The following is a 5,009-nucleotide window of genomic DNA, read 5'->3' as shown; positions in this document are numbered from 1 at the left end:
GCTTGCTAGATATCTTCAAATGAGGCTAAATGTCGATGGTGAGGTTGCTGAACGCCTTGTAAGGCTTGCTATAAAGGGTGAGAGAAATTATTTGCTGCGGCTGTATGGTTATGATAAGCTAAGTAGGATAGGAATGGATGAGTTGGACCTATTGAAGAGGTTGAAGAGACCTTTCGTATTCGGCTTCTTCGTAAAGGAGGTTCTGGAGAGCGAGTTGAAGGATGATGTGAAGTATAAGGCTGCTCTAGAGAGCTGGAGGAGCATAAATCTCTATCAGAATGAAGGTGTTCCTGCATACCTAATCAAGACAATAAATTTTCTGCTGAATAAGGAGGGGTTTAACCATATATACTTTGAGACCCTAATCAAACTGTGCTTAGCCCTCCCTAACCTCTTTGAAGCATGCTTAAAAGTGATGAGTGATGAGCTGAGTGATGTGGAGGATTTATTCAATTATGTTATGAGCTGTAAGGAAGTAACGGTAGATGATAAAATAGCCTTTCTGGCAGCTATTCTAAACCTGAGAGATATTAATGAAGTTGCCAGATTGAAGCTGTATGAGAAGTTTCTAAGAAGTGAACATATACCCTTTAACGACAAGATGGAGCTATGTAAACATGCTGCTGACCTAAACCTCGCGAAGTATTTGAAGAATAAGCTTAAACCATACCTGCCAGACGATCAGGATACTGGTCTATTTGATGTTCCTCCATACATCTTCCTTCTAAGCATGCCTTCCCTGTCGAGGAGAAGCATAAGATGGCTTGCCGAGGCTGAACCGGATAAGAAGAGACTTGTAGAGAAATACTTTAAGGAGAGGATGGAGGGCTATTATGAAGTATACCAGACTCTAGGAGCTTTAGACATCTGCAAACTATACCATAGAGAGTTAGGGGAGGAGTATTGTATCGACATTTTCAGGAGGGCTTTAAGAGCAAACAGGGTAGAGGTTAGAAGGACTGCTGAAAAATACCTTAAGGAGTTGCACAGCCAAACATTATATAGCGATGCGTAAGTAGCAAAATCGAAATCATTGAGAAATATTTTACTATTAACTTTAGTCTTCAACGTCTTATCGAGAATTTAGCCAATCTCAAAGAATGTAAAACTAATAATCCGGGAATGTAGTATACCATAATGAAGAATGTCATGAATACAGCAGATAATTCAATAAAAGTAGGCAGTATTTTATGAGCTGTTACATGAAGATGAAGTGTTTCAAAAATCACAAGTAGTAAAGCAGACTTAGGAAATAACCGAAATGATGCAATAATGACCAGTAAAATCTTCCATATTTCTAGGGTTAAGCACCTCTATCTTTTCTTATCAATATTCCATAAAATAGCTTCTCAAATAGGTTCCCCATAAAGGGGGAAATTTTATAAAATAGTTTCCCCATAAATAGTGCATGGAACTAAGGAATTATATGCTGACGAAAAAGGAAAGCATAAGGGATCTAAGAGTGGAGGATAGGGTTGCTGAGGTGAAGGAAAATAAGAATTTTATATTGTCCATAATAGGTCCAAGAAGAGCTGGGAAAACCTACTTCATATATAATTTAATCAGAAAGAGAAAGATTAAAGATGAAGAGTTTGTCTTCATAAATTTCGAGGAGCCGGTTGAAGTAAGGGAGTTGGATGAAGTAATTACGGGACATTATGAAATATATGGTAGGGAGCCGGTTTACATTTTCCTGGATGAGGTTCAAAGCTTCAGCAACTGGGAGAAGCATGTCTACTCTCTATATGAGAGAAAGAGGTACTACATTTTTATTACAGGATCCTCATCAAAGCTTTTAAGTAAGGAAATATCAACACAGCTTAGGGGGAGAGCTGTTCCACTATATGTTTTCCCCTTCTCCTTCACTGAGGTTTTAAAGATAAATGGATTGGAATTAAAAAAATATTATAGCTCTTATGAGCTGGCTAAGATAAGACATATATTGTCATCATGTTTGAAACGCGGCTTCTTCCCAGATGTGGTTCTAGGCAACATAGATCCATTCGAATTCTTCAGGGAGTATCTTGATCTCATTATGTATAAAGATATTATAGAGAGATTTGGAGTTAGAAATCGGTACGCCCTCGAGCTTTTCCTTAAATCCTGCATTTCCTCAAACACCTCACTATTCTCCGTTCATAAGGTCTTCAATTCCTTAAAGTCTCAAGGAGTAAAGATTAGCAAGAAGACTTTATATGCTTTTCAAAGAATTGTTGAGGATGTAGGCTTCGGCTTCTTCCTTAAGAAGTTTGAGTGGAGTAAAAGAAAGATTGAGCTAAGCATACCTAAATTCTACCTAGTAGATAATGCAATATATACCTACGTTGAGCGTGAAGACGTTGGAAGACTCTTAGAGAACGTTGTATTCCTAGAGCTGATTAAGAATGGACTTATTCCAAATGAAGACTTCTTCTACTGGAGAAATACCAAGGGAAATGAAGTGGACTTCGTTATAAGGAGGGGGCCTCATATAGAAAAACTGGTTCAAGTCACCTACGCCTCTGGAAGAGATGATGTTAATAAGGAAGAGATTAATCCCCTAATTAAGGCAAGTACAGAATTAAGATGCAATGATCTGCTCGTTATAACATGGAACTACGAGGACGAACTTAAACTTGAAAATAGAAAAATCAGACTCCTACCCTTATGGAAATGGTTAACAGAAATTACCCATATTAAACAACGATGATGTAAATATATAATGCTGGACTAAAGCCTTAAAGAAAGGGAGCTGGGCTTTCTTTAAGAGCTGAAATCCTACTGGAACTGTTATTACAGTTCCAGAATTCTCCATCATTAGTCTTCTCTAGTTACGAAATGTGAGGATTAGGAGGATGAAATATATACTCCGTAGGCAACTATTGTGGAAATACTGGGTTATACCTTTAGCAGCATTGACATTCTGGAGTCCAGATAAGCCTTAGGACTCCTGGGACTCCAATCTAATTTACTTGTTAACTTCCGATCTCCCGCTTACATTTTGCCTGATGACTCGATCTATTTATCAATATTTTATCTCCTTCATCCAAGGGTTAATCTACCTGCTTTAAGAGCGGCAAGTTTCATAGGAACCATGTTAGGCATTTTTAATATAGGAATAGGTTTTATGATGCGGAGCGGTGAGAGGCTTATACCTTGGATTTATACATGTTCCTTTACTGGCATTATCCTTATGTTGTTTTATACTGTCTATTAAAGAGGTGTGAGAAAGAGGCATGTTATTATTTCAGCTTCAACCATATATCGTTTGTGCAAATAAAATTTTCACTTTTAAATAAGAATGTTGGTAAGGTTTTTGTTTCTCTGCTTTCTTTAATGTAATATGTTTATTCCGGAGGCTTCTAGGTTTCTTTCAAGTGAGGAGTGTGTAGCCTTACTTCGTAGGGTTCACATGCATATCCATGGCCATTCTTTTTGGAGAAAAGGCTCTCAGTGAAAGATATTTTAAGTTGGTAGGTGTAAAGAAGTATGAATGAGCTTTCCGGCAATCTCTGCATTCTACCGATGGAGTTCAGTGAGTTTAATGATTGGTACAAAGAATTAAGTAAGCTCAGGATTTTCTGGGCTAAACCATTAAATAATGTTAACTTGATTTCTACCGATAGTGAGAAATGTTTACTGGAAATCGAATGGATTGTTAGAAGAAAAATAAAAAAGGCCATAATGTGTATTTCGAAGAGTCCAAGTAAAGCCTTTGAAGTGATAAGAAAATCCGGATATGAAAGTATAACTAAGCTTCTCATGATTCCGGAAGACTCCATACTAAGTTCTTCTTACAACATAAACGCTAGGTCAATCCTTTATTTTTGGGACGTTCATTCAAAAGTCTTAGAGCCGAACAATAAAGTTAGGATTGTTAAACTGTGGAATTGGAGTAATGAAGACCTAGAAATCTTTAATCAAATTCATAAAAAGAGCTGGGGGTTCTTTATACCTCCTCGAAAAGATGACCATATCATTGTACTAGCCTATTTGAAAGATATGCCTGTAGGAATGGCTTATCTTAATAAACATAACTTCAATATAGATTATGGTGTTCATATAGCACGTAATTTTTGGAGGAATAGAATAGGTACGACAATACTTAGAGAAGTTCTTAATCTATCAAAAAGATTAAATGCCAAATATGTAAGTGTTGTACGTGTACTAAGATCGCTCCGCATCTCATCTTCAGACCGAAGAGCTATATTATTTTATAAAGCTAATAATCCAGCTCTCAAACTTAATGTATGTAGAGTAGAAAATTGCGATCTTCAGACTAAGGATTAAAGTTATTGGATTCTTAACCATTAACGATAGAATGGATTCTCATTTCTTATTTTGTTGAAAACCTCTTTAGCGACCTCATAATCTATCGTAGAATTATGATAGCATTACTCCAGTTTATATCGTCCAAATACGATTGTCAAGTGAAAATTCCCCTCTTCGCTGTTCTAAAAGCTATTAAGCTGAATTTAAATCAGTATCTCATTCTTCTCTTCAGCTTTATCAATAATATCATCGTGTATTAAACTGGCGAAGTGGCCTAATTCGATCATGCAAGTGGAGGAATTTTCACTATTTCCCCTACAGAATTACATGATAACATCAACAAAAGGGATGAATCATCTTAGTATATCGTAAGGAATCACTCTGATGCAGATTTATTATTAAACATTAAGACCACCTACGGACCCTAATTCTAAAATACCAAAATACAATAGTCACTATCATAAGGATAACGAAAATTAATAATTCATCTCTTATAAATGGAAGAATGAGAGGATCTTCTGCAAAAAGTCCTGAGCGGAAGAGCTGCCTGGCCGGGTATATGGGGAAGAATTTGGCAGTCTCTCCCTGAAGGCTCATACCTATGCCGATAAGCGCGATTAATGTAAGTACACCCTCCGTATAACGGGGAATAAGCGCGCCGATTATCAAGCCGATCTCCATGGCGATCAATCCCGCGATGAAAAATGCCAGCCAGAGTATCCAAGGATGTTTCGGTGAAAGTATGGGGACAAATACAA

At 37.1% G+C, this 5,009-nt stretch carries 3 protein-coding genes and 1 pseudogene; 3 read left to right on the top strand and 1 reads right to left on the bottom strand.

What is annotated here, in order from left to right; translation table 11 throughout:
- The 3 genes from MRT15_RS10815 to MRT15_RS10805 form a co-directional block, all read left to right on the top strand.
- On the top strand, positions 1 to 1,015 hold a 1,015-nt coding region (locus MRT15_RS10815; protein ID WP_304330186.1), incomplete at its 5' end, for a hypothetical protein.
- A gap of 411 nt (positions 1,016 to 1,426) precedes the next feature.
- Positions 1,427 to 2,689: an ATP-binding protein gene (locus MRT15_RS10810; RefSeq protein WP_304330184.1), complete on the top strand. Its 1,263-nt coding sequence runs from the start codon at positions 1,427 to 1,429 to the stop codon at positions 2,687 to 2,689.
- 779 nt (positions 2,690 to 3,468) lie between these two features.
- Complete coding sequence (locus tag MRT15_RS10805) at positions 3,469 to 4,269, top strand: GNAT family N-acetyltransferase (protein ID WP_304330182.1); 801 nt, start codon at positions 3,469 to 3,471, stop codon at positions 4,267 to 4,269.
- Between the two features lie 387 nt (positions 4,270 to 4,656).
- Here the strand turns inward: MRT15_RS10805 and MRT15_RS10800 are convergent.
- Positions 4,657 to 5,009, bottom strand: a pseudogene (locus tag MRT15_RS10800) (hypothetical protein); the annotation flags it as partial.

Source organism: Candidatus Culexarchaeum yellowstonense (assembly GCF_024707025.1).
GTDB lineage: Archaea > Thermoproteota > Methanomethylicia > Culexarchaeales > Culexarchaeaceae > Culexarchaeum.
The sequence above is the reverse complement of the archived record's forward strand: the minus strand, read 5'-3'. Positions and strand labels throughout refer to the sequence as shown.